The organism is Rhodococcus sp. AD45-ID, assembly GCF_003023755.1.
GTDB lineage: Bacteria > Actinomycetota > Actinomycetes > Mycobacteriales > Mycobacteriaceae > Rhodococcus_F > Rhodococcus_F globerula.
The window spans coordinates 1,991,456-2,015,057 of record NZ_PYHL01000001.1 but is presented as its reverse complement, the minus strand read 5'-3'; the positions used below and the strand labels follow the sequence as shown (position 1 = coordinate 2,015,057).

Below are 23,602 nucleotides of genomic sequence, written 5' to 3'. Positions count from 1 at the left end.
CTACCTGCCGGGATGTCGTGTCCCGGCAGGTAGAACGGTGCCCCGCTACTCGACCTGGAGCGCGATTCTGATGACATCCTTCTCCGGAATGATCTGCGTACCGGCCTCGATCCGAACCTGGTGCAGCACTCCGTTCCACGCGAAAGGCGGACGGTAGCTGTTACTGACCGGGAGGCCGCGGTCGTACCCGAGCGTCATCGATGTGCCGCCGTGTTGCCAGGCATGGGGCAGAGAATGATCGCTGTGCCCGGTCCCGACAATGTTGCCGTCGACGAAAATCTGCACGCGCGCACCGCCTTCGGGTACAGGACTGAGAACACACCCGAGCTGATGACGTCCACTGGTGAGTTTCCGATCGGCGGAGAGCAGGATCTCCCCGCCCGGCGTCGCCACCGTGACGGTAAGGACCCCGTCGCAGACGTACGCCGCGAAACCACCGGTCCAATCTCCGAGAGCAAACAGAACGCCCTCGGGATTCTCGGCTGCCACATCGACGTCGGCGGTGATACGCCCGCCTGCAAAAAGTCGGGGAATCGCCTCGTCCGATACCGGACCGCCCTTCGGATAGAGCGTGATGTCCGAGCCGACGGGATAGTCCCGCGGCACAATGCTTGCAGTGCGGCCCCGCAGGTTGTCGGCGATCGGTGTGACGTTGTTCCGTTCCGCCTCGGCGAACCACAGCTGCTCGAGTTTCGCTACGACGTCGGGGAATTCGTCGGCCACGTCGTTGGCTTCGGAGAAGTCGGATTCCAGGTTGAACAACGACCAACGGTCGTTGTCGAAATCGCGACTGCCCTCCATCAGCAGTTCCTCGTCCATCACACCCATCGACACGTGATTGGTTGTTGCCTTCCACCCGTCCGCCACGATCGATCGTGAACCGAGCATCTCGAAATACTGAACAGTCCGCGGGTCGGGAGCAGATGCGTCGCTGAACGTCGAAAGCAGGCTTGCCCCGTCGACCGACTGCTGTGCGACGCCTCCGACTGTATCGGGAGCGGTGACGCCGCAGGCTTCCAAGATTGTGGGGAAGACGTCGATAACGTGCGCGAACTGCCCACGCACCGCGCCGGCAGCGCTGATGCCCTTGGGCCAGTGCGCAATCATCGGGACACGAGTACCGCCGAGCCAGGTGTATCGCTTCCACAGTTGGAACGGAGTGTTACCGGCCCAGGCCCAACCCCAGGCGTAGTGCGGGTATCCGTGAATTCCGCCCCAATCCTCGAGTTGATCGAGACTCTCCTCGATGTTGTCGTGAATGCGGTGCGTGAACCGGTGTTCGTTGGATGTGCCGGCGACGCCACCCTCAGCACTGGCGCCGTTGTCTGACATCACGAAGATCAGTGTGTTGTCGAGGATCCCCAATTCCTCGAGACTGTCCACGACGCGGCCGATCTGAGCGTCGGTGTGTGTCAGGAACCCGGCGTACACCTCGTGCATACGTGAGTACAGGCGCCGCTCGTCGGAGGTGAGCTGCTCCCAATCCGGAACCCATGACGGTCGCTCCGTCAGTATCGTATCGGCGGGGACGATTCCTTCGGCCACTTGCCGCTCGAAGACGTTCTGGCGCCATCGATCCCAACCGAGGTCGAATTGACCGGCGTAGTCGTCCGCCCATTTCCTCTCGACATGGTGCGGCGCATGCATGGCGCCGGTGGCGAAATAGAGGAAGAAGGGTTTGCCCGGCGCCGACTCCTGCTGGTTGACCACCATCCGAATAGCCTCGTCTGCAAGATCTTCGGTGAGGTGATAGCCGTCCTCGGGTCCGCTCGGAGGATCTACGTACGAGTTGTCGCGGACCAACTCGGGAGCCCAGTGGTTGGCGTCGCCGCGCAGGAAACCGTAGTACTTCTCGAAGCCAAGTCCCGACGGCCACCGATCGTACGGTCCGGCGCTGCTGCGTTCACCGGACGGGAGGAGGTGCCACTTGCCGACGGCCATCGTGTTCCACCCAGCGTCACGCAGGATGCGGGGGACGGTTGCCGCTTCCTGCGGAATCTTGGCGGTGTAGCCGGGATCCGACGTCGGGATATCGGCGAGAAACCCCATTCCAACGGCATGGTGATTGCGCCCGGTCAGGAGGGCGGCACGCGTCGGCGAGCACAGAGCGGTGACATGAAATCGGTTGTAGCGTAGTCCACCCTGGGCCAGTTTGTCGATGTTCGGAGTCTCGATATCCGAACCGTAGCAGCCGAATTGGCCGAAGCCCAGATCATCGAGAACGATGACGACGACGTTGGGTGAACCTTCTGGTGCCTTGCGGCTGTGCGCATTCGCGGACATCCCACTCCTTCGGTGAACGGTGTGTTGACGGGTCAGTTCTGGAACCAGAGTTCCTCGGGTAGGGGAGATCCAAGGCCGTACATCTGCGCGCCATGTACATTTTTGCCGGTGATGACGGACGGCGACGACCGCACGTACCAGATCCCGGGATTCAATGCGACCAGACGTTTCTGGACTGTTTCGTACGCTTCCTTGCGCGCAGCCGGGTCTTCGGCAACACGGCCGGCATCCAGCGCGGCGGTGAGTTCTCGATCGTCGACGCCGATCGTATTTCCGCGAGAGGCCGAATGAAAGGCGTTCCACAGACCGGAATCCGGATCCTGGATGAGCGCAGACGTGATGGTCATATCGAAATCGTGCGCCGCGGTGCGTGCTGTGGCGGCAGTAAAGTCGACGACATCGATCTTGGCTTCGACGTTCTCGAATGCACTCAACTGGGCCTGAACGCTCTCGGCTGTTGCCTTGGCTTCCGGCGTCGGATAGGTGGTGAAGGCAAAGGAGACAGGCTTGCCTTCTGCTGCCAGTTCGTCGAACAGTTTCTGAGCCTCGACCTTGTCCGGACTCGGCAACGCAATATCGGTGAAGTAGGGGGAGTTCTTCTGGAACAGGGTGGCGGGAACTTGCCCCTTGCCGTTGTACACGGCGACGTTGACCGATTCCGGATCGATCGCGAGAATGACTGCCCGGCGAGCCCGGGGATCGTCGAAAGGTGCTCGGCGGAAGTTCATTCCGATGAACTGGCCGCCGCCGAGTGGCACCGTCTGAGTGGGGAATCCGGCCTCTTCTGCCTTTGCGAGGTTCGCCCAACTCGTTTCTGCTGCGACGTCGACAGCGCCCGTCGTGACCGCGTTGAGTCGCTGAGCGTTATCGCTCGCGGCGCGGAGGGTAATGCTGTCGAGGTATGGACGTGGCGCGTCCCAGTAACCCGTGTTCTTCGACAGCTCGATGACATCTTGGCGCATCCACTTGGTCAGGGTGAATGGACCGGCTCCGACGGGTTCCGCGTCGAATGCCGCCTGTCCTTTCTGTAGTGCCGTGGGTGAGGCTATCCAGTTCATGGCGCCGGCGAGCAGGTTCTGCGGGAAGTGCGGACTGGGGGAGGTCATGGTGACGCGAAGTGTGGTTGCGTCCACCACATCGTTGCTCGCGACCTGCGCGGCCTGTCGGAGCGACGTCGATGCCAACGCAGGGTCGCGCAATCGGTCCCAGTTGAATTTCACGGCAGCGGCATCGAGCGCAGTGCCGTCGGTGAACTGAAGCCCCGGGCGAAGTTTCAACATGAAGGTCCGGCCACCGTCGGTGGTAGAGAAGTCCGTGGCCATCTTGTACTCGATCGCGAGGGTATCGACGTTGTTGACGATCAACGTTCCGTACAGTGCGTTGCCCAGAACCGCCTGGTGTGCCCACGTGTTGGACAGTGCTGCAGGGTCGAGGGTGCGAGGCTCGCTGTTGTACGTGAGCGCTGCGCTGCCGCCTGCCACCGGATCTCCTGCAGTGGTCGATGTTTGATCGACAGCAGTTCCGCCGCCGCAAGCACTCAGGAAGAGCACCGCCGCACACGCCAAGACTAGTGTCGTTCTAGCTTGCCGTGTGGGTCGAAACTTTCTCAAAGACACTCGCTGCGCTCGAGTCATCGTCAGCCTTTCGGAGGAATCGCGTGCCGGGGAAGTTGCCTGATCGGCAAGGGGTGCTTGTTATTACAAGTCAGCGCCAGGCGGTACGTCCAATAGACATTTCGTATCGAGACAATCATTGGAATGTATCGGCGCCGCGTGTCCTGTGACTTCGGCCTTGCCGGACGACGAAGATGGTCCCGCGAGTTCGCAACTCGCGGGACCATAGTTGTGTCTTCAGTTGTGGAAGATCAGTTGGTCATCCAGAACTCCTCGGGCAGTGGTGATCCGAAGCCGTACATCACAACGCCATGTGCATTCTTTGCAGTGATGACCGACGGTGCAGACTTTGCGTACCAAATACCCGGATTGAGTGCTACCAGACGCTTCTGCACGGTTTCGTACGCCGCGCGGCGTTCCTCGATCGTCTTCCCGACACGGCCGGCGTCCAGGGCGCCGGTGAGTTGCTGGTCGCTGATTCCGGTGATGTTTCCCTGCGAGGAGGAATGAAATGCGGTCCACAGCGCGGCATCGGGATCCTGGAACAATGCCGATGCAATGATCATGTCGAAATCGTGAGTGGCATTGCGGGAATTTCCGGTGGCGGCGTCGACAACCTCGATATCCATCGAAACGTTCTTGAAGGCGCTCAGTTGCGCCTGCACAGTTTCGGCGGTTGCCTTGTTTTCCGGCAGTGCATAGGTGGTGAAGGTGAAGGACAGGGGTTTGCCCTCGGCTGCCAACTCGTCGAAAAGTTTCTGCGCCGTTTCCTTGTTCGGAGTTGTCAGTGGAATGTCGGAGAAGAACGGTGACGTTTCCGGGAAGAGTGTTTGCGGGACAACGCCTTTGCCGTCGTTGATCACGGTGTTGACTGCTTCGAGATCCACAGCCATGGAGACTGCCCGACGGGCGCGTTCGTCGTCGAACGGTGCGCGCCGCACGTTCATGCCCATGTAGAGTCCGCCGCCGAACGATACTGTGTCGGTGGACAAACCGGCGTCCTGCGCCTGAGCCAGGCTCGCCCAGTTCGTTTCCATGGCAAAGTCTGCGCCGCCCGCGATCATCGTGTTGAGGCGTTGCGTGGCGTCAGCGACCGTTCGGAGGGTCAGCCCGTCGAGGTACGGCTTCGGTGCATCCCAGTACCGCGGGTTCTTCTTCAACTCCATGACGTCCTGGCGTGTCCACCTCGTCAGCGTGAAAGGCCCGGCACCGACGGGGTTTTCGTCGAAGGCGGCTTGCCCCTTCTGCAATGCAGTTGGTGAGGCGATCCAGTTCATGGCACCGGTCACCAGCGCCTGTGGGAAGACCGGACTGGGCGCTGCCATCACGACGTTCAGAGTCGTGGCGTCCACCACCTCGGTGGACGCCACCTGCGACGCCTGCCTGATCGAATCGGATGGATTCGCAGGATCACGCAGACGATCCCAGTTGAACTTCACGGCAGCCGCATCCAACGGTGTTTCGTCGGAAAATGTCAGCCCGGGGCGAAGTTTCAGTGTGAACGTCGATCCACCGTCGACTGTGGAGAAGTCTGTCGCCATGGTGAACTTCATGTCGAGCGTCGAGGGATCCTCGATCATCAACGTCCCGTACAGCGCGTTTCCGAGAAGGCTTTGCCGCGTCCACGAATTACCCAGTCCAGCCGGGTCGAGAGTGCGAGGTTCGCCGATGACAATGGCGCGCGCCACCCCACCCGCTACCGGTTCACCGGCATCGGCGCTGGTTCCTGTGGTTTCTGCGGGGCTGGTGCCGCACGCACTGACAAACACTGCCACGGAACACACCGCGGCCAGAGTCGCGGCTAGTGCGCGCCTCGTTCGGATCATGGTCGACCTTTCAGAAGTAATGCAGCTGGCAAGTCGAGATCACCCGGCGACGCTGTCCACCAGAAGGTTCTTGCTCACCGAAGCCAGGGGGAAGTGACACGCTGCGAACTGGCCGGGACGAACCTCTCTCATCTCAGGTTCCTCCGTAACGCAACGTTCCTCGACTTGGGGGCACCGGGTGCGGAATCGGCATCCGCTCGGCGGTGAAAGCGGCGACGGCACATCCCCTTCCAGCGCTGGCCCGGCAAAGCCCTTCTCCGGATCGGTCAGCGGTACGGAATCGAGTAGTGCGCGGGTGTAAGGGTGTGCGGGGTCGTCGTAGACCTCGACGGAGTCGCCGAACTCGCAGACTTTGCCCAAGTACATGACCATGACGTTGTCGCTGACCGTTCGCACCACACCGAGGTCGTGGGCGATGAAGACAACGGTGAGGTCGAACTCGCTCTTGAGTACCTCGATGAGGTTCAGGATCTGTGCCTGGACGGAGACGTCGAGTGCGGAGACGGGTTCGTCGCAGATCAACAGTCGTGGGCTCAGTGCGAGTGCGCGCGCGATCGCTACACGCTGTGCCTGGCCGCCGGAAAGTTGGCGCGGCAACATCTCTGCGAACCGCGTGCCGGACAGGCCGACCTGTTCGAGAACCGATGCCGAGGTGGTGACTTTTTCTGCGGTGGGGGCGCCGGCGACTGCCATGCCCTCGACGACGATGTCCTTGACGGAACGCCGCGGGTTCAGCGACGCTACCGGATCTTGGAAGATCATCTGCATGTCGCGGCGCAGTTTACGCATCTGCGATTCGTCGGCGTTTTCGATCCAGTCCTCGCCGAAGCGGATTCGGCCCGCGGTGACTCGGTCCAGACGCAGAACTGCGCGTCCGGTGGTGGACTTTCCGCAACCGGATTCGCCGACGATGCCCAGGGTTTCGCCGGGCAGTACGTCGAAACTGATCTTGGATACGGCCTGAACGGTTCCGGAACTTGTGTGGTATTCCACGACAAGATCTTGAACACTCAGGAGAGCGTCGTCGCCCCGTAGATGGGCGCTACCACTACCAGCCATGAGATTCTTTACCTTCCGGACATTGCCGACGCCGGAACGGCGACCGGGTTGAGGCACGCCACGTCATGGTCTGCGCCAACTGATTCCAACTGCAGGCCGGGAGTGGAACACTCTGCGACGGCCTGACCGCAGCGTGGCTCGAAGCGGCAACCCTCGGGTGGGGATGTGGGGTCGGGGAGCGATCCGTCGATCAAACGCAACGGTGAGTGGCGTTCGTGGTCGATGGTGGGCGTTGCTCCCAGGAGGGCGTGGGTGTAGCGGTGGCGTGGCTCGTCGAATACTTCTCGGGTGGAGCCGATTTCGGCGATCTTTCCCGCATACATGACGGAGACGCGGTCGGTTCGGCCGGCGACGACAGCCAGGTCGTGGCTGATCAGCAGCATCGAGGTGCCACGTTCGCGTTGGATGCGTCGCAGCAGGTCCAGGATCTGGCGCTGAATCGTCACGTCCAATGCCGTGGTGGGCTCGTCGGCGATCAACAGATCCGGCTCGCACGCGAGTGCGATCGCGATCATGACGCGTTGGCGCATGCCGCCGGACATTTCGTGGGGGTAGTTGCTCAGACGTCGTTCGGGGTCGGGCACCCCGACCTCCTTGAGGAGGTCGAGGGCCCGACTGTGAGCTTCGGAACGGCTGACTCCGAGATGGCGGCGCATCCCTTCGGTCATCTGTCGTTCCACTTTGACTACAGGGTTGAGTGATCTGCCCGGATCTTGGAAGACCATGGCGATCTGGTTGCCCCAGATCTCGAGCTTTTCCTTCTTCGTCAGCGACAGTAGATCGCGTCCTTGGAAGGTGACTTCCCCTGATCGGCCCGAACGCGGGGGCATCAGGCCCATGATGGCCCGTGCCATGACGGACTTGCCGGAGCCGGATTCACCGACGATTCCCAGTGCTTGACTTCGGTCCAAGGTCAAGGAGACCCCGTCCACGGCACGCACGATTCCGCGTGGTGTGCCGATGTGGGCACGTAGGTTCCTTACTTCGAGGAGTGGCTGAGAGTTCATGGTGATCCGGCCCTTTGATCTGTAGTCGGCTACTGCGTCGAATTGCTTTCGGCTACTTCGCGATCCACATAGCGTCGGTGAGCGGCGAGCCCGAGCCGTACATGGTGACGCCCTGTACGTCCTTGCCCGTCACGGTCGACGGTGCTGCGCGGATGTACCAGAGTCCGACGGTGAGGTCGGCGAGGCGCTCCTGCACGGTCGTGTACGCGGCCTTGCGCTCGTCCTGCGACTGCGAGGTACGGCCGACATCGAGTGCGTCGCTCAGTTCCTGATCGTCGACACCGATGATGTTGCCAGGGGACTTGTTGTGGAAGGTCGACCACATGGAATCCGGATCCTGGATGATCGCGGAGGAGATCACCATGTCGAAGTCCTTGGTGCCCATCTTGGCGGTAGCGGCGGCGTAGTCGACCACGTCGACCTTGGCCTCGACGTTCTTGTAGGCGCTCAACTGTGCCTGCAGTGCCTCACCGGCGGTCTTGCTCTCGGCCGTCGGGTACGACGTGAAGGTGAACGAGACAGGCTTGCCTTCAGCGGCGAGCTCGTCGAAGAGCTTCTGTGCTTCGGCCTTGTTGTACTCGCCCAACTTGATGTCCGCGTAGAACGGGGAGGATTCCTGGAACAGGGTCTCCGGGACCTCGCCCTTGCCGCTGTAGACGACGGTGTTCATGGCGTCGAGGTCAACTGCGAGTGACACTGCACGACGGGCACGCTCGTCGTTGAAGGGGGCGCGTCGGAAGTTCATGGACAAGTACTGGCCGCCGCCCATCGGAACGATTTCGGTCGGGAAGCCCGCGGTCTCGGCGGTATCCAACGTCTGCCAGTTCGATTCGTTGATCAGATCAGCGCCACCGGTCGAGAGTGTGTTGTAACGCTGATTGGTGTCAGCGGCCACACGGATGGTGAGGGTATCCAGGTACGGGCGCGGTGCGTCGTAATACGTGGGGTTCTTTGCCAATTCGATGGAGTCCTGTCGCGCCCACTTGGTGAGCGTGAACGGTCCGGCACCGATGGGGTTCTCGTCGAATCCGGCCTGACCCTTCTGCAGTGCGGCCGGTGAGGCGATCCAGTTCATCGAGCTGGCGATGAGGGTCTGCGAGTAGTGCGGGGTAGGCGTAACCATCGTGACCGCGAGGTTGGCCGGATCGACGACGCTCAAGTTGGCGATCTGTGCGACGTAGCGAGCGGACGTCGAACCGAGAGCCGGGTCCTTGAGACGCTCCCAGTTGAACTTGACCGCCTCGGCGTCGAGGGGTGTTCCGTCCGAGAACTTCAGGTTCGGGCGAAGTTTCAGGTTGAACGTGGCACCACCGTCGGCGGTCGAGAAGTCCTCGGCCATGGTGTATGTGACGTCAAGGGTCTTGGTGTCGTTGATCATCAACGTGCCGTACAGCGAGTTGCCGAGGATGCCCTGGTGTGCCCAGGTGTTGGACAGCGTGGCCGGGTCGAGGGACCGCGGCTCGCCCGCCATGATCGCGCGGCCGGCACCGCCGGATACGGGATCGCCTGCAGCCGTGGTGCCCTCGTTGCTGCTGCCGGAATCGGAGCCGCAGGCGGTCAGCACGAATGCTGCGGTACACACCATCGCGACCGCTGTCAGTAAGCGTCTTTTTCGGATCATGGAAAGCCCTCTCAGGTGGAACGTGGAAATGAGTACGTCGTGTCGAGCGGGAAAACGGTCTTGGTCGTTCAGTCGTGCAGTCCTCGAGGTTCAGTCGTGCAGAGTGCGGTCGAACTTGTTGCGGAGGAAGTCACCTGCCTGATTGAGGGCGAACACCGTGAAGAAGATCGCCAACGAAGGAACGAAGACCAAGTATGGGTAGTCGGCAATGTAGTTCTTGCCGTCGCCGATCATTCCGCCCCAACTGGGCTGTGGCGGTGGGATTCCCAGGCCGAGGAAGCTCAGTGAGCCTTCGGCGACGATCAGGGCGGCCATGATGATCGGCAGGAACGCAGCCAGGGGAGCGAGGACGTTCGGCAGGATTTCCTTGAACAGGATTCGCCAGTGGCCGGCGCCCATGTTCCGTGCGGCCCGGACGAATTCCCTCGAGCTCCACGCCATTGTGTTGGCTCTGGCCAGACGGATGAATCCGGGGATGACGACCAAGGTCAGTCCGAGCAGCATGGTCGGAATGGAGGGGGTCAGGACGGACGCCAGCGCCAGCAGCAGGATCAACGGCGGGAATGCGAGCATCGCGTCGGCAAGGAGGGTCACGCCGGAATCGAGACGCCTACCGAAGTAGCCGCCGATCAGGCCGATGAAGGAGCCCACCACAAATCCGATCAATCCGGCTACAGTGCCGACAAGGAGCGAGACACGGGCGCCGTAGATGATGCGGGAGAGCATCGACCGCCCGAGGGTGTCCGTCCCCAGCAGCAGATCGAGGGATTCGAACGACGGTGAAAGACGCGGTGCGCCAACCGGAACGGAGTAGGAGGCAATGGGCAGGACATTTGCCAGCGCCGCTGCGAGAAGCACAGTGACGAGCCAACCGAAGGAGAGGTACACCAGAATGGATCGTGACTTCTTCGCCGGTGGCACCAGGGGTGCCGGCGGGTCCGACGGTTGCTCGTCCTGCGAGCCGGTCCGGTCTTCGACTACTGATCGCGTCATGCTCCGACAACCTTCCTGACCCGTGGGTCGATCAATCCGTAGCTGAGGTCGACCAGGGTGTTGATACCCACGTACACAATCGCGATGAAGACCACGATTCCCTGGACCATGATCACGTCGCGCGACGTGATGGACGAGGAGATGAGCTGTCCCAAACCGGGTAGACCGAAGAGTGTTTCGACGATGACGGTGCCACCGATGAGTCGACCGAGACTGATGCCGGCAACGGTGATCAGGGAGAACGACGACGGTCGGAGCGCGTGCCGGAACATCACGTACCACCCGGGCATTCCCTTCGCCCGAGCCGCTGCCACGTAGTCCTCGCGCAGGGTTCCGATCAGGTCGGTGCGCAGCAGACGGTGGAATGCGGCGATCTCGGTCAACGCGATTGCGATCGCGGGCAGCAGTGCGCTCTGGAGGTTTGCACCGAGGCCTTCGCTCATACGCGACCAGCCTGTCACCGGGAAGAGCTGGAATTTGATCGCGAAGTAGTAGATCAGGACCGGGCCGGCGATGAACGCGGGAACCGAGAGGCACACAGCCGAAACGACATTGATGCCGCGGTCGAGCTTGCTTCCTGGGCGCGACGCGGAGGCGACGGCCATCAGGACGGCAACAACCAGAGCAATGATCAGGCCCATAGCGGCCAATTGCAGGGTGACAGGGAGGCGCTCGACGATGGCCTCGCTGACTGACTGACCGGTGAGCGGTGAGGTTCCGAAGTCTCCGCGGAATGCGTCACCGAGCCAATTGAAGTACTGAGTCCAGACGGGAACGTCGAGTCCCATCTTTGCTTCCATCGCCGCAACGGCCTCGGGGGTAGCGTTTTCACCCAGGATCACCTCGGCGGCAGACCCGGGCGCCAGGCTCAACAGCAGAACAGCTGCTGCCGCTACCAACAAGACGACCACCAAGCTGCGGCCTACACGCCTCGTAATTGTGAGAATCATCCAACTCGACTTTCATCATGCAAGCGCGGCCAAAGTTCCTTGTATGCAGAGATTTTGGACTGTTACGAAGCTTGCGTGTGATTATGCGCACTCTTGGCGCACCTGGATTTGTTGTAATATATTCAATGATCGCTGCGAATAGCAAGAGAAACCTGGATCGAACTCCCGTTGGTGCATTTCGACGTTCGCCGATTTCCAGTTAATGATCTTGTAATTCAACAGGATTGAGGGTCGTCAAAGTAGCGCCCTCAGCGTGTCTGCCGAAATTGGGCGCGGCGATGTTGCTCATGTCGGCGAGCTGATGGCCCCGAGCGAATGCGTCAATTCTGTTGTTTTACAACGACTTTTGGCCTGGAATCTCCTGTCTCACTCGTATTTCACTGTGATCGACTCGGAGTCGGGTATTGCCTGGCAGGTCAGAACGTAGCCGTCCGACACCTCCTCGTCGGTCAGTGCGTCATTGATTCTCATCACGGCGCTTCCCGAGGTGACGTGTGCCATGCAGGTTGCGCAGTTTCCGGCTTCGCAGGAGAACGGCGGCGTAAGTCCAGCGCGCCGAGCACTTTCCAGCAGAGTCTCGTTGGGGTGTCGTGGTACCGAGGTCTTCTTTCGCCCGAGAACGATGGTCACTGTTCCGGTGACTTCGGTGGAAGTTGGTTCGGTAGCGGCAGATTCACCGGTGCTCACCGGTTCGGCCGCAATCGGTTCGGCCACAATCGGTTCGGCTGCACTGCCGAATCGTTCGCTGAAGACGCGGCCCGGTCCGGGTAGGGCCGATTCGATCAGGTCCATGAAGGGTTCGGGGCCGCATAGGTAACTGTCGGCTCCCACGTGCTTGCCGACAAAGTCGAGTACTGCGGCCTTGTCGAGGAATCCGTTCTTGTCGTCGAGGTGGCGTGTGACGGTGAGTCGACCGGGGTAGCGGTCGACGAGTTCCGAGAGAACGCGCTCGAAGATCATCGAGTCGTGATCACGATCGGCGCACAGAAGGTGAACCTCGCGATCGGTGGTGGCGAGAGTGGTCTTGGCGAGCGACAGGATCGGGGTGATGCCGCTGCCGCCGCTGAACCCGAGCAACGGCGCCTCGGATTCGCGAAGGCGAAACGTGCCGGCCGGCCTGGTGACGACCACCTCGTCACCTTCGGAGACATTGTCGTGTAGCCAGTTCGAGACCTTGCCTCCGGCAACACGTTTGACGGTGGTCATCAATTCGTTGTCGGTGTCCGGTGAGCTCGACATCGAGTACGACCGGAACAGTTCGGTGCCGTCGACCTCGACGCGGAATGTGCAGAACTGCCCGGCGCTGTAGGTGAACGGACCGTCTGCCGGAGCGAGAACAAATGTACGCGCGTCGGAGCTCTCTTTGACGATCCGGGTGACGGTCGCTCGTTGGAACAACGGTGGTCTCGCCATGGCTACCTCCTGCTGATATTGAGATTCTATAAGTTTGAGAATACTATTCTCTCAAACGAGATAGGATCTTCTCAATGAAGCATTTGTACACGCGAGACGGGGGATGCGCTAGCCCCCATCCCCCAGTGAGGAGCCAAGGATGAGCGGGCAGAGCGTCCTTGTGTTCGACGAACAGAAATACAGCCGAGACGAGCTGGAGGCGCTAGCCGACGCGCTTGCATCGCGGCTGGTTCGGGATGGTGTCACTGCTGGTCAACGCGTTGCTCTCATGTCGTCGAATCGGCCGGAGTTTGTGGTCGCGGTACTTGCGGTCTGGCGCGTGGGTGCCGCTGTCGTGCTGATCAGTCCGGCGTGGAAGAGCGTCGAGGTTGCGCACGCACTGGCGACAACGAGCCCCGTGTATGCAATCGGAGACAATCCTGTGCTCGCGGAACTGATGCCGATGCTGAGCCTTGACGAGTCGGTCACGTGCAGCGCCGATACCGAAACGTTCGGCGAGCCCGATCCCGCGTCGGATGCCGTTCTCGTCTTCAGTTCGGGAACAACCGGCTTACCCAAGGCGGTCCGGCACACTCATGCGTCGTTTGCCGTTGCCGTCGAGCAGTGGCGAGACGTGCTGGAGCTGACGGAACGCGATCGCATGCAGATCGTGACTCCGCCTTCACACATACTCGGGCTGCTCAACATCGTGACGGCACTCGAGTCCGGTGCATGGCTGCGGCTTCACCGCCGATTCGATCTCGATACGATGCTGCACCACATCGAGGTAGACCGGATTACCGTCGAAATGGCCGTGGCGCCCATCGCTCTGGCAATCGCCTCGCATCCGAAACTCGAATCGTACGATCTCTCGTCGCTGCGCTACATCATGTGGGGCGCAACGCCGGTGACACCTAGCGTTGCCGAGGAAGTCACGCGGCGAACAGGTGTCGGGTGGATGCCGGCGTACGGTGCCAGCGAGCTGCCCGTCATCGCGTGCAACCCCGTCGAGGGTGCACAACTCGACAGCGTGGGGCGTGCGGCACCGGGCGTGAGCCTTCGAATCGTGTCCACCGAAACCGGCGAGGTGCTCGGCACCGGCGAGACCGGAGAAATCCAGGCACTGTCGGCTTCGGTCATGGCTGGGTATCTTCCCGACGAGGAAACCGCCGGTGCGTTCGCAGGCGGTTGGTACCGCACCGGTGACGTCGGACATCTCGACGACGGCGGTTGGCTGCGAATCACCGACCGCCTCAAAGAAATGATCAAGGTACGCGGCTTCCAGGTAGCCCCGGCCGAGATCGAAGCAGTCCTCCACGGACACCCCGGCGTCGCGGATTGCGCGGTGTTCGGAATCCCCGACCCGAAAGACGGCGAAGCGATCGTCGCGGCTGTCGCGACAAGCGGCTCGATCGGGGAAGTGGAACTCATGGAACTCGTAGCCGGCCGGATGGCCGGCTACAAACGCCTGCGGCGAGTGGTGTTCGTGCCCGAAATTCCTCGCCTGCCCTCCGGCAAGGTGTTGCGCCGAGAACTCAAGGAGCGCTATGGACGTACGTCTGACTAATGAACAGCGGCAGCTGCGTGACGCTGCCGCAAAACTGGCCGACGATTTGGGACCGGGTTCGGTCCTCGATTTGGAGGACGGCTCTCGCATCGCTCGTCTGGAGAAGGCGGTGGCCACAACCGGCTGGCGTTCACTCCGCTCGGACGGAGCGTCTGGCGTCGAAGTTGCTATCGTCGCAGAGGAATTCGGCCGCGGACTGGTCGACGTTCCATTTCTCGGACCGGTGCTTGCCGACGATCTACGTCGTCATGTCGCCGATGATCAGCTCACGTGGGCAATAGCTGTCGGTGACGAGGCGGTCGACGCGACCGGTCTCGACCACGCTCTCGTCTTGCGTGAGAACAAGGCATTTGCCGGCCGCGTCGGACCGGTAGCTGCAGGCGCCGATCTGACCAGAGGTTTTGCCGAGTTGCTCGATCCGACGGATTCCCTCGGGGAGATATCGACGGACGACGTGACGCGGTGGGAGGCACTTGCGCTCGTCGCTACCTGTGCCGATCTGGTCGGCACGGCGCGGGGTGCTCACCATGTTGCGACCGAGTACGCCAAGGTCCGTGAGCAGTACGGCACGGCGATCGGGTCGTACCAGGCTGTTGCACATCTGCTGGCCGAAGGCCTCGCGCTGATCGAAGGATCGGTGAGTGTGCTCCGGTACGCGGCGTGGGCCGTGGACGAGCTGCCGCCGACCGAGGCGATCGCAGCGGTGCGGATCGCAAAGATCTACTGCGCGCGGGCAACTCGAACCGTGTGTGAAACCGCAGTGCAGGTGCACGGCGGAATCGGCAACACGTGGGAGTGCCTCGTGCATGTGTACCTGCGGCGGGCATTGACGTCCACCGAACTGTTTCCCGTAAGGCTGGAGGAGATCGACCTTGGACTTTCGTGATTCGCCGGAAGAAGCCACTTTCCGAGACCGACTGCGGTCATGGGCAGCTGAGCGGGCAAAGACATTCCCGAGCTCGGGAGACGAGTACTGGGCACGGCAGGGCGAGTGGCATCAGGCGCTCTACAGCGGCGGATTCTTCGGCGCATCGTGGCCCAAAGAATATGGCGGACAGGAACTGCCGCCCGTCTACGACGTCATCGTCGACGAGGAACTGGCCATAGCGGGTGCTCCGCCTCGGCCCAGCCTCGGATACCTGGTACACGGACTCGGCAGGCACGGCAGTGAGGATCTTCGGAGTCGTTTCCTTCCCGGAATGATCAACGGCACCGAACGCTGGTGCCAGGGATTCAGTGAGCCAGGTGCCGGTTCGGACCTTGCCTCGCTCACGACCACCGCCGTCCGTGAGGGCGACGAGTACGTCATACACGGCCACAAGATCTGGACAAGCTACAGCGATGTCGCCGACTGGTGCCTGCTCTTGGCGCGGACGGAACCCGATGCAAAGCGTCACCGCGGACTGACCGCATTCATCGTCTCGATGGACCAGCCCGGTATCGAGCAGCGTCCGCTCAAGATGATGAACGGTGTCACCAAGGAGTTCGGCCAGGTGCTCTTCGACGGTGCTCGTGTGCCGGTCGATCAGATGGTCGGTGCTCCCGGTGAAGGCTGGGCGTTGGCCATGACGGTTGTCGGGCACGAACGTGAACCCTCCACGCTGGGCTATGCGGCGCGCTACGGCAAACTGGTCCGCCAGCTCGCAGCCAGGAGCGACGGACCGCCGTCGACGGAATTAGCTTGGGCTGCAGTGGAAACGGAGATGTTGCGGCTACACGTGCGTCGCCGCTTGTCCGAGCAGTTGGACGGACTCTCCCACGGTTCTGAGGGCTCGCTCGACAAGCTCCTGATGACCTGGGTGGATCAGGCCGTCGGGCACGCAGCGTTGACGGAGGCGGGTAGCCGCGACACCGAGATGCTCGGTTCGTACCTGTACAGCCGCGCCCAGAGCGTCATGGGTGGGACATCACAAATTCAGAAGAACATCATTGCCTCGCGCATTCTCGGATTGGGAGTTTGACATGTACGACATGCCCGAAGAGATCGACGTCCGCGCAGAAGGCTCGCTGCGGATCATCACTCTTAATCGACCGGACGCGCTCAACGCCGTCAACGACAGTCTGCATACCGGCTTGGCGGAGTTGTGGCCACGGCTCAGCGCGGATCGTGACGCCCGTGCCGCAGTACTCACCGGCAACGGTAAGGCTTTCTCGGCGGGTGGCGATTTTGCCTACCTCGCAGAGTTGGCCGAAGACTCCGAAATGCGGGCTCGCACAATCGCGCACGGTCGTGATCTGGTGCTCGGAATGGCTCGGTGCCGTGTCCCCGTGATCGCGGCTGTCAACGGCCCGGCCGTCGGCCTGGGATGCAGCCTCGTTGCACTGAGCGACATCGTCTACATCGCAGAATCCGCCTACCTGGCCGACCCGCACGTACAGGTCGGACTGGTTGCCGCCGACGGTGGACCGCTGACGTGGCCGCTGCAGATCAGTCTGCTGCTGGCAAAGGAATACGCATTGACCGGGACGCGCATCGGAGCGGAGAAGGCCTGCACGCTCGGCCTGGCCAACCATGTGTCGCTCGATCCACTTGCCGACGCCATCGAATGCGCGAAAAAGATTGCCTCGCAGCCGCGTCAGGCCGTCGAGAGCACCAAGCGACTGCTGAACATGCACCTCGAGCGGGCGATTCTCGCGACACTCGACTTTGCGACGACGGCAGAAGAGCTGACTTTCCAGAGCGAGGATTTCCGGGACAACATCGCGAAGCTCACCGCCGTCAAGAGTTGAATCGGAGAAAGTGGAAGAGGCTGGGCACCAGGGGATCTGTGCCCAGCCTTTTCTTTTCACATCACAGGCACTTGGAGACGATCTCTTCGGCGAACTTCTCGATGGGGGCTCGGTACTGCTCCGCGCTTCCCTTCAAGTGCGAGTGGTCTCCGCTGTGCTGGAGGTCCCAGTCGGCCCACGGTGAGCACATCACGCCGGTGATGCCGATGTCTTCTGCCCGCTTGTAGAGGTCAGGTGTCCGCTCGTCGAACAATCCGAGAATGATCTCGAAAGGCTCGTTTTCGCGTCCGTATTCGCGGCGGTAGCCCTTGATCCGGTCGATCCACACAGTGGCTTCTTCCAGCGTGTATGCAGTCCCGACCCAGCCGTCGCAGTAACGCGCTGCGCGTTTGAGCGCGGCAGCGGATTCGCCGCCGCAGAGGATCGGGACATGGGCAGGCGGGTGCGGTTCGATCATCATTTCCGGGATGTCGTAGTACTCGCCTTTCCACGACACCCAGCCGCCCTTCCAGAGGGCCCGCAGTGCCTGGATCATTTCGTTGAGTCGTGGTCCACGGTTGTCGAAGTCCTGGCCGAGTAGTTCGAATTCCTCACGCATCCAGCCGGCTGAGAGTCCGATGGACACGCGTCCGTTGGACAGTGCACCCGCGGTGCCCACCTGTTTGGCGACCTCGAGGATGGGGCGCGCGGGAGCGATGTAGACGTTGTTGCCGAAATGCAGGTTCTCCGTCACCGCGGCCATTGCGCCGATGAGAACCCAGGCATCGGGCCACTCGGTGTCGGGTTGCCAGTACGGCACGCCGCTTTCCGTTGCCGGATAACGTGTTTTGAGTTCACGCGGGAAGATGAGGTGGTCCGATACGAGGACGCCGTGGTAGCCGTTTTCGTCGAGCATCTTTGCGACGGAGGGCATCTCGGCGGTGTTCATGAAGGCTGTGCCGGTCCAGAATTTCATGCTTCTGCCCTACGCTGGCCGCTGGTTGTCGAATGTATGGAAGTCATGCGGACACAGTATGGGACTGGCATTCAAGTTGTCGGATAACCAGAATCTTTGATTGTTATTGCAGAACAAAGGTTTTCATAGTGTTTCGCGAACGGTCGGGGGCGTCGCACTGGCGTCGACGCCCCCTGGCGTCGCGGTCCGGCAATTTACTTCGGGGGGAACCGCAGTGCGCCGTCGAGGCGGATGACCTCGCCGTTGAGGTAGTCGTTCTCCACGATCGAGGAGACCAGCGTGGCGTACTCCGGCGAGCGGCCCATGCGCTGGGGATGCGGAACCTGCGGTCCCCAGTACGCCTCGAGCTGATCGCCGGCCTTTCCGTAGGCGGGCGTCAGGAAAGTGCCGGGAGCGATCGTCACGACGCGGATGCCGAGCGGCGAGAGGTCGCGTGCGGCAACAAGAGTCATGCCGACAACTCCGCCCTTGGCTGCGGAGTATGGCAGCTGGCCGATCTGGCCTTCGTACGCGGCGATGGACGCCGTATTGATGATGACGCCGCGCCCACTCTCGAGAGCCTCCTGACGACCCATCGCTGCTGCCGACAGGCGCATCACGTTGAACACCGAGATCAAGTACGAATTGATCGTGGTCGTGAACGCCTCGAGGCTCATGGCGCTGCCGTCCTTGCCGACCAGGCGGCCGCCACCGGCGGGGCCGCCGTGGCAGTCGACCGAGATGCGCAGCGGACCCAGTGATTCGGCTTCGGCGATTGCGGCAAGAACGCTGTCTTCGTCGCCGGCATCGGTGCGGACGTATCGAACGCCGAGTTCGCGTTCGAGTTCCTTGCCCTTGTCGTCGGCAACGTCGGCCACGACGACCTTGGCTCCCTCCGAGTGGAGACGGCGAACCGTAGCCTCGCCGAGCCCTCCGGTGCCACCGACGACGATGGCGGAACAACCGTTGATCTGCATTTTGATTTCCCTTCTTGCAAGTATTGATCTCTGTTGAGAGAATAATGTTCTCATGAACATCACCATGATTGCAGAAATGGCCGCATCGAGTTGCGATCGGGCCGTAGTGACCGTCGAAAATCGGTCATTGACCGCCGCGCAACTCCTTGCCCTTGCCCGCCGCGCCGCCGACCGATTCCGGCAATACCCTGCCGTGCTCTACCTCGGCACCAACCACCTCGCGTACCCCGTCGCGCTGTTCGGCGCCGCGATGGCCGGGGTTCCGTTCGTGCCACTCAACTACCGATTGGGCGATCAGCAGTTGACTGCCCTGATCGACCGCCACCCCGGTGCACTGGTGCTGCGTCTCGACGATCTCGACGAACTGATCGACATCGAAGCGATACAGCAGGATTCGGCCGAATCCGAAGCTCCGGCTCCATCCGATGCTCCGGCTCCACAGTGGGACGGTGACAGCGTCGCCGCAATCATCTACACCAGCGGAACCACCGCTGATCCCAAGCCCGCGATACTCCGGCATCGGCATCTACTTGCTTACGTGCTCAACACCATGGAGTTCTCGTCGGCCGACGAGAGCGACGCGTCGTTGGTCTCTGTTCCGCCCTACCACATCGCCGGTCTGACGAACCTGCTCTCGAACCTCTACACCGGGCGTCGGATCGTCTATCTGGCCGCTTTCGACGCCAACGTGTGGCTCGACACCGTCCGGAGCCAAAGCGTCACTCACGCAATGCTCGTTCCCACGATGCTGGCGCGTGTTGTCGCCGAATTGGGGGAGAACGATGCAAATACTCCCTCGCTGGCAAGTTTGGCGTACGGCGGATCGAGAACACCCCGGCCGGTACTCGAGCACGCGCTGCGAAGCTTCCCGGATACCGGATTCGTCAATGCCTACGGACTCACGGAGACAGCGTCGTCGGTGGCAGTTCTCGGCCCCGACGATCACCGGATTGCGTTTGCCTCTACCGATCCGGCAGTGCGTGATCGTCTCGGATCGGTCGGAAAAACGCTGCCGGGCATCGAAATCGAGGTGCGCAGCGAGGACGGTGATCCGGTCGGTGCCGGGGTTACCGGCCTGGTGTTCGTTCGAGGCGAGCAGATTTCCGGTGAGTACGGAAATCGGAGCGTCCTCGACGAGAACGGCTGGTTCGCCACGCGTGATCTCGGCCGACTCGACTCCGACGGTTTCCTGTTCATCGAGGGGCGCGCGGACGACACCATCATCCGAGGGGGTGAGAACATCGCCCCCGCAGAAATCGAGGACGTGCTTCTTGCGCATCCCGCCATCATCGAGGCTGCTGTGATCGGCGTTCCGGATCCTGAATGGGGACAGCGGATAGTTGCTGTTCTCGTCGGTGAGGTCGATCAGGCAGAGATCAAGGCGTGGGTCAAGGAACGACTGCGATCGTCCAAGACTCCCGACATCGTCGTGTTCCGACACGAACTCCCGAAGACCGAAACCGGAAAACTACTGCGCCGCGTTCTGCTGGCCGAATTGGAGAACACCCATGCCTGAAGCAATTATCGTCTCCGCTCTGCGAACCCCCATCGGTACCGCGGGTAAGGGAACGTTGCGAGACACCACCGCTCACGACCTCGCGCACCATGTCGTCGCGGCGGCAGCAGAAACTCTCGACGCGAGTCAGATCGACGACGTCATGCTCGCCGAGGGACTGTACGGCGGCGGCGTGATCGCCCGCCACGCGGCAATTACCGCGGGCCTGACTACGGTGCCAGGCCTGGCACTGAACCGGCACTGTGCGGCTAGCCTGGGCGCCGTGCAGGCCGCTGCAGGGTCCATCCGTTCCGGGATGGACAAGCTGATCATCGCCGGTGGCGTCAACTCCTCGTCGACCAGCCCGCGGTCGTTGTTCCGCGTCGACGGCGAATTTGTGCCGTGGATGTCCCCGACGCACCCGGATCGCCCCGATGCGCCGAACAAGGACATGTCGATCACGGTGGGCTGGAATGCCGCGGTGAAGGCCGGAGTCTCGCGCGAGGACATGGACGCGTGGGCTCTGCTCTCGCACCAGAAGGCAGTGAGCGCCATTGACGAGGGGCGGTTCAAAGAAGAGATCGTGCCCATCAGCACACCGCACGGACTCTTCTCCGTCGACGAGCATCCGCGCCGTGAGACGAGCCTGGAGAAGCTCGGCTCGCTCAAGGTGCTGCACCCCGAGATCGAAGGCTTCAGCATCACCGCCGGAAATGCGAGCGGCGCCAACGATGCTGCTGCGGTTCTCACCATCGCCAGCAGCGATCTGGGGATGCCTGGACTGGGAACGGTAAAGTCGTGGGCATCCGTCGCGGTCGATCCCGCATTCACGGGTCTGGCTCCTGTCGAGGCAATTCCGAAGGCGTTGGCACGCGCGGGAATGTCGTTGGCCGACGTGGATCTGTTCGAGATCAACGAGGCGTTCGCGGCGATGTGCGTGGCGACGATCAAGATGCTCGGAATCGACGCTGACCGCGTGAATGTCAGCGGCAGTGGATGTTCTCTCGGGCATCCCGTGGCAGCCACCGGTGCGCGCATGCTGGTGACCCTGGTACACGAGCTGCGACGCCGCGGCGGCGGAATCGGTGTGGCAGCTATGTGCGCCGGCGGCGGTATGGGTTCGGCGGTTGTCATCGAGGTTCCGGCTCCGTGATGTCGACTCCGGATATCGACTGGCACCGAGAGGTATTCGAGTAATCGATGACGGTCATTACTGTTGCAACGATCGAGGATCTTGTCACCGCGGCGCGCTCAGGTTCACTGCGCGCCGCGGGTCGGCTGTTGAGTCTGGTCGAGAGTAGTCGGCGCGAAGAAGTTCTCGACATCGTCGGCTCACGACCGGTGCGGGTGGTCGGAGTGACCGGTCCGCCGGGCGCAGGCAAGTCGACCACCATCGCAGTCCTCGTGCGGGCCTATCGTCATCGCGGACTGCGGGTTGCCGTTCTTGCGGTCGATCCTTCCTCGCCGTACAGCGGCGGGGCATTGTTGGGCGATCGAATCAGGATGGCAGAGCACATCGACGACGCCGACGTCCTCATCCGCTCGGTGGCCACTCGCGGTCACCTGGGCGGTCTGGCCGTTGCCGTACCCGCAGCGATCCGCCTCCTCGCGGCGCTCGACTACGATCTGATTCTGCTCGAATCGGTGGGCGTCGGGCAGTCCGAAATCGAGATCTCGGCCATCGCCGATCCCGCAGTGGTCGTTCTCAATCCCGGTGCGGGGGATGCAGTTCAAGCGGCCAAGGCCGGACTGCTCGAGGTTGCCGACATCCTGGTCGTGAACAAAGCGGATCGAGAGGGCGCGGATCAGACCGTCCGGGACTTGCGCGCCGAGGCCGGCGTCCCCATTCTCAAGCTGATTGCGTCCAAAGGTGTTGGTGCGGAAGAACTGGCTGATGCCATCGACGCTCACCAGCGTGCAGACACCCTTGCCCGGCGAACGGCTCGGGCAAGGGTGCAGATTCTGTCGTTGGCGCAATCGAGGTTGCGTGCCCACGCAGACCTCGACGAACTTGCCGCTGCCGTCGCAGCGGGCCGCAGCGATGCGTACACCGCTGCGGCGCGACTGCTCGGAACGTAGGAAAGCCAGCTAGCTCAGATGCGCGACAATCTGCGGAAGATCGTGTGTCGTACGAATTCCCGGAGCTGCATCACAGACAGAAGGAATGGCGTTGACTGCCCGGTTTGCCGTGTAGGCCGGGGCGGTCTCGCTCATCCTCTCCAAGGGGATGGGGAAACGAAGATCGATGTCGAGTGGCGCATCGCCGTCGACGTCGATGTGCCAGCCGGTGTCACGAATCTTCCAATCCACGTCGAGTTCGCTCGAGCAGTACCACGTTGCGCAGAAGCTCAGCAGTTCTCGGCCGGCATGTTTGCCGCTCACGGTGATCCGTTGAGCGGCAACGGTGCCCGCCTCCAGGGTTCCCGCTGCGATCTGGACTGTAGTTCGGGTGGTGGCCAGCTCGCCGTGGGCGTCGACGGAGTCCAGTGGCATACCGATCGACTCGGCGACCAGCTGGAGAGACGGACCGAAGTTCGACTTCACGTGTGCGATTCGGTTCTCGTCGAAATCGGTCGGGGTGAGCCCGAATCCCATGACATCGAAGAGTATCCCGGGTGAATTACGTTGGGAGAGATCGGCGAATTCACTGATCGCGAGGTGGTTCAGGCGACGTTGAATCGAGCTCAACACCAGGGGGAGTGCCTCGGTCACGAATCCGGGACTGCTGCCGGTGCTGTGGATCGACGTTCCTCCGGTTCGGCACGCGGCTTCGATCCGCTCGCGCAGTGCTGGGTCCATGCCGGCAGGGTAGTGAAATTCTCCACGAGTGGTGACGATGTTCGAGCCGGCCGCGAGAATGCGGCATACTTCGTCGGCGTCGAACTGGCGTGGCATGTACAGCACACAATCCGCGGCCAGTCCGATGACGTCGTCGATGCTGTTGGTGGCCACCACCCCGGCGTCGTCGATACCGCACAGTTCACCGGCGTCTCGACCGGCCTTGTCAGCCGAATGCACGTATACCCCGGCCAATTCCAGATTTGAATGTTCGATGACGCCGCGCAACGAGCGGGTGCCGATGTTGCCGGTCGCCCACTGAACCACCCGGTAGGGTCTCACGGCAGAGATTCTCTGAACAGAGCTGTCGGACAGTG

At 62.0% G+C, this 23,602-nt stretch carries 19 protein-coding genes; 7 read left to right on the top strand and 12 right to left on the bottom strand.

The window, feature by feature from the left end; genetic code table 11:
* Positions 1 to 45: 45 nt before the first annotated feature.
* From C7T36_RS09020 to C7T36_RS08980, 9 genes are all read right to left on the bottom strand, one after another.
* Complete coding sequence (locus tag C7T36_RS09020) at positions 46 to 2,283, bottom strand: arylsulfatase (RefSeq protein WP_084702458.1); 2,238 nt, start codon at positions 2,281 to 2,283, stop codon at positions 46 to 48.
* A 32-nt stretch (positions 2,284 to 2,315) separates the two neighbouring features.
* On the bottom strand, positions 2,316 to 3,764 hold the full coding sequence (locus tag C7T36_RS09015) for an ABC transporter substrate-binding protein (RefSeq protein ID WP_239654626.1): 1,449 nt from the start codon (positions 3,762 to 3,764) through the stop codon (positions 2,316 to 2,318).
* Positions 3,765 to 4,147: 383 nt separating this feature from the next.
* The gene (locus C7T36_RS09010; RefSeq protein ID WP_045064802.1) at positions 4,148 to 5,722 is read right to left on the bottom strand and encodes an ABC transporter substrate-binding protein; all 1,575 of its coding nucleotides are present in this window, start codon (positions 5,720 to 5,722) and stop codon (positions 4,148 to 4,150) included.
* Between the two features lie 39 nt (positions 5,723 to 5,761).
* On the bottom strand, positions 5,762 to 6,781 hold the full coding sequence (locus tag C7T36_RS09005) for an ABC transporter ATP-binding protein (protein WP_045064800.1): 1,020 nt from the start codon (positions 6,779 to 6,781) through the stop codon (positions 5,762 to 5,764).
* A gap of 8 nt (positions 6,782 to 6,789) precedes the next feature.
* On the bottom strand, positions 6,790 to 7,788 hold the full coding sequence (locus tag C7T36_RS09000; RefSeq protein WP_033236997.1) for an ABC transporter ATP-binding protein: 999 nt from the start codon (positions 7,786 to 7,788) through the stop codon (positions 6,790 to 6,792).
* Positions 7,789 to 7,840: 52 nt separating this feature from the next.
* Positions 7,841 to 9,409: an ABC transporter substrate-binding protein gene (locus C7T36_RS08995; protein WP_033236996.1), complete on the bottom strand. Its 1,569-nt coding sequence runs from the start codon at positions 9,407 to 9,409 to the stop codon at positions 7,841 to 7,843.
* Positions 9,410 to 9,499: 90 nt separating this feature from the next.
* Positions 9,500 to 10,402: an ABC transporter permease gene (locus C7T36_RS08990; protein WP_033236995.1), complete on the bottom strand. Its 903-nt coding sequence runs from the start codon at positions 10,400 to 10,402 to the stop codon at positions 9,500 to 9,502.
* A complete protein-coding gene (locus tag C7T36_RS08985; protein WP_033236994.1) occupies positions 10,399 to 11,352 on the bottom strand; it encodes an ABC transporter permease in 954 nt (317 codons plus the stop codon). The genes C7T36_RS08990 and C7T36_RS08985 overlap by 4 nt, the downstream gene beginning before the upstream one ends.
* 366 nt (positions 11,353 to 11,718) lie before the next feature.
* Positions 11,719 to 12,765: a ferredoxin--NADP reductase gene (locus C7T36_RS08980; RefSeq protein WP_045064797.1), complete on the bottom strand. Its 1,047-nt coding sequence runs from the start codon at positions 12,763 to 12,765 to the stop codon at positions 11,719 to 11,721.
* Between the two features lie 139 nt (positions 12,766 to 12,904).
* On the opposite strand from C7T36_RS08980, the gene C7T36_RS08975 reads away from it, so the two are divergent.
* Genes C7T36_RS08975 through C7T36_RS08960 form a run of 4 tightly spaced genes read left to right on the top strand, consistent with a single transcriptional unit; the run spans position 12,905 to position 17,041 of the window.
* Positions 12,905 to 14,311 carry a class I adenylate-forming enzyme family protein gene (locus C7T36_RS08975; protein WP_045064796.1) on the top strand — a complete coding sequence of 469 codons (1,407 nt, stop codon included), beginning with the start codon at positions 12,905 to 12,907 and terminating at the stop codon, positions 14,309 to 14,311.
* Positions 14,292 to 15,197 carry an acyl-CoA dehydrogenase family protein gene (locus C7T36_RS08970; protein WP_045064794.1) on the top strand — a complete coding sequence of 302 codons (906 nt, stop codon included), beginning with the start codon at positions 14,292 to 14,294 and terminating at the stop codon, positions 15,195 to 15,197. Before C7T36_RS08975 ends, C7T36_RS08970 begins: the two co-directional genes overlap by 20 nt.
* Positions 15,184 to 16,272 (top strand): acyl-CoA dehydrogenase family protein, encoded by a 1,089-nt coding sequence (locus tag C7T36_RS08965; protein ID WP_045064792.1) that lies wholly within the window; start codon positions 15,184 to 15,186, stop codon positions 16,270 to 16,272. Before C7T36_RS08970 ends, C7T36_RS08965 begins: the two co-directional genes overlap by 14 nt.
* 1 nt (position 16,273) lies before the next feature.
* On the top strand, positions 16,274 to 17,041 hold the full coding sequence (locus tag C7T36_RS08960; RefSeq protein ID WP_033236989.1) for an enoyl-CoA hydratase/isomerase family protein: 768 nt from the start codon (positions 16,274 to 16,276) through the stop codon (positions 17,039 to 17,041).
* Positions 17,042 to 17,102: 61 nt separating this feature from the next.
* On the opposite strand, the gene C7T36_RS08955 is transcribed toward C7T36_RS08960, so the two are convergent.
* Both C7T36_RS08955 and C7T36_RS08950 read right to left on the bottom strand, forming a co-directional pair.
* Positions 17,103 to 17,996 (bottom strand): TIGR03619 family F420-dependent LLM class oxidoreductase, encoded by an 894-nt coding sequence (locus tag C7T36_RS08955; protein ID WP_045064789.1) that lies wholly within the window; start codon positions 17,994 to 17,996, stop codon positions 17,103 to 17,105.
* Positions 17,997 to 18,190: 194 nt separating this feature from the next.
* Complete coding sequence (locus tag C7T36_RS08950) at positions 18,191 to 18,952, bottom strand: SDR family NAD(P)-dependent oxidoreductase (protein WP_033236987.1); 762 nt, start codon at positions 18,950 to 18,952, stop codon at positions 18,191 to 18,193.
* 52 nt (positions 18,953 to 19,004) lie between these two features.
* Here C7T36_RS08950 and C7T36_RS08945 point away from each other — a divergent pair, with 52 nt between their 5' ends.
* The 3 genes from C7T36_RS08945 to C7T36_RS08935 are packed head-to-tail and all read left to right on the top strand — an operon-like array spanning position 19,005 to position 22,526.
* Positions 19,005 to 20,468, top strand: coding sequence for a class I adenylate-forming enzyme family protein (locus C7T36_RS08945; protein WP_045064786.1), 1,464 nt, complete (start codon positions 19,005 to 19,007; stop codon positions 20,466 to 20,468).
* Positions 20,461 to 21,600: a thiolase family protein gene (locus C7T36_RS08940; RefSeq protein ID WP_033236985.1), complete on the top strand. Its 1,140-nt coding sequence runs from the start codon at positions 20,461 to 20,463 to the stop codon at positions 21,598 to 21,600. The genes C7T36_RS08945 and C7T36_RS08940 overlap by 8 nt, the downstream gene beginning before the upstream one ends.
* 47 nt (positions 21,601 to 21,647) lie before the next feature.
* A complete protein-coding gene (locus C7T36_RS08935; RefSeq protein WP_045064784.1) occupies positions 21,648 to 22,526 on the top strand; it encodes an ArgK/MeaB family GTPase in 879 nt (292 codons plus the stop codon).
* A 9-nt stretch (positions 22,527 to 22,535) separates the two neighbouring features.
* On the opposite strand, the gene C7T36_RS08930 is transcribed toward C7T36_RS08935, so the two are convergent.
* The gene (locus C7T36_RS08930; protein ID WP_230590429.1) at positions 22,536 to 23,567 is read right to left on the bottom strand and encodes a dihydrodipicolinate reductase; all 1,032 of its coding nucleotides are present in this window, start codon (positions 23,565 to 23,567) and stop codon (positions 22,536 to 22,538) included.
* Positions 23,568 to 23,602: the final 35 nt, after the last annotated feature.